The organism is Pseudomonas sp. HMSC057H01, assembly GCF_001836405.1.
GTDB lineage: Bacteria > Pseudomonadota > Gammaproteobacteria > Pseudomonadales > Pseudomonadaceae > Pseudomonas > Pseudomonas aeruginosa.
This window is the reverse complement of the sequence record NZ_KV828406.1, coordinates 1-1,847: the sequence shown is the minus strand read 5'-3', so window position 1 is coordinate 1,847 and position 1,847 is coordinate 1. Positions and strand designations below refer to the sequence as shown.

Here is a 1,847-nt window from a genome sequence, read left to right as displayed (position 1 = left end):
GACGAGTTTCGATCTTCCTTTCGCCGCCACGGCGCGCCCGCATGGCCGGGTCTTCATCGAGGAGGGGTTGTGCTGCCGCCAGGAGGGCGAGGATGCCAACGCACAGGGGGCTGATAATCTGGCGCTTGTACGCCTCCAGCACCAGGCCGCGGATAGTCTTGGCGCCGAGCTTGAACCGCGCATCATCCAACCGCTTGGATACGGTTCCAGGCGCGATGCCCATCAGCTTCGCGATCTCCTTTGCGGTCAGGTCGCTCGCCGCATGCAGGGTGGCCTCCAGTTCGCGCGGAGCGAGACCCATGCCGAGACGGCCTTGCCAGGTATCAGTGCTGATGGTGATGGTCATGGGGAGTCCTTGTTGGTCACTCACGTTTCAACATATGGACAGAATTTACCTGCGGTTATTTATTGGTGTCAACACCTGCGGTTTTATTATTGAGTATTGCTGCTTCCTGCTTGAGGGCGGCTGAGGTCGCGGGCGGTAGGTGGGGTGTTGCTTGGGATGGGCTTGCAGGGGGTGCATGTGCCGAGCACAGTGCCCGGCATTGCGGATAGCTAGCAGAACAATGCGGCGAATGATGCGTCAGGCATTAAGTGAGCATGCCAACTTGCGCAGAACCGCAGGTTGGCTGAATGGCTTTGAGGCTTTGAGCAAAAAGACTGGTGGGATGGGGTGCGTTGTGCCGACTGTTGTTGATCACAGCTTTCGCCGAATCCTTACCACTGACCACCAGAACACCCAGCCAATGATACTGATTTGTTGGCTCCTCATTTCCTCAGGGGTGTACTCCTCGTCGGGATACTCATCTCGGTTATAGCTGCGCAGGCGGACCCCCCCGCCAGGCAGGCGGTAGACGAACTTCACCCTTAGCAGGTCGTCGTGCTTGATGGCGTAGATCTCGCCGTCGGTGATGTGTTTGGTGGCCGTATCAACGCCGATAGTAGCGCCGTCAGAGATCAAGGGCTCCATGCTGTTGCCTCCTACCCTGGTGCAGATGGCAGCCGATGGATCGACCCCTGCTGCGCGCAAGGTTGCGTAGGAGAAGCGAAGCTTGCGTCCTTTGATTTCCTGCTCAATGTTTCGGCCTGCGCCGGCGGCCATCTCAACTTCCTTGTAGAAAGGTATCTCTACCTCATCATCGTCAATGGGGGTGCCGTCATCCCACGGATGGATAGGCTCCAGGGTGTCGGTGATATCTGGTACTGGCTTGGGATGCATTGCCTTTGCCATGCCCTCAATTTCGGCTGCTAGGCGCGGACTGAAGCTGGATACGGGTACTTCGAGTATCGTTGAAAATTTAGCGGCAACGGCCGCATTCAGCGCATTGCTGCCATTCATATACATCGAAATAGCGGTCTGACTCATACGGAATGCCTCGGCAATGGAGGATTGCGTGAGCCCTAGTTCTCGGCGCTTCGCGCTATAAATGTGCCTTAGCGCTTGGCATTCGTTGAGTTCGATCTGGCTTAGCTTTCGTTTCTTCATGGTGAGACGTTAACAACCAACGGTTATGCAGTCAAAGAACCAGCGGTATTGTAAAGAATAGCACCGCCGGTTATTCTGCCTCCAAAGCAAGAGGCAGGAAGTATGCAAACCCAAACACTCGCTGAGTTCGTTGGCCGCTTCGGACAGGAAGGGGCGGCCCAGGCCCTCGGAGCAAGTCAGGCCGCAATCAGTAAGGCGCTGAGGTCAAAACGCCTCATTATCGTCGCGCCTGCAATGGGGGGCGGTTTCGAGGCAACGGAACTGAAGCGGTTTCCGTCGGGAGGTGGGCGCCCCCGTGCAATGCCTAGCGTCCCGATGGCCACCAGTTCCGCCGACCTTGAGCCCATTCTGCCGTCCGATT

The 1,847-nt window shown here is 57.2% G+C and carries 3 protein-coding genes; 1 reads left to right on the top strand and 2 read right to left on the bottom strand.

The window, feature by feature from the left end:
* Both HMPREF2581_RS05050 and HMPREF2581_RS05045 read right to left on the bottom strand, forming a co-directional pair.
* The coding region (locus tag HMPREF2581_RS05050; protein WP_070867306.1) for a helix-turn-helix domain-containing protein at nt 1-346 on the bottom strand (346 nt) is incomplete at its 3' end.
* 351 nt (nt 347-697) lie between these two features.
* On the bottom strand, nt 698-1,486 hold the full coding sequence (locus HMPREF2581_RS05045) for a LexA family transcriptional regulator (protein WP_012613570.1): 789 nt from the start codon (nt 1,484-1,486) through the stop codon (nt 698-700).
* Nucleotides 1,487-1,588: 102 nt separating this feature from the next.
* Here HMPREF2581_RS05045 and HMPREF2581_RS05040 point away from each other — a divergent pair.
* The coding region (locus HMPREF2581_RS05040; protein WP_070867305.1) for a Cro/CI family transcriptional regulator at nt 1,589-1,847 on the top strand (259 nt) is incomplete at its 3' end.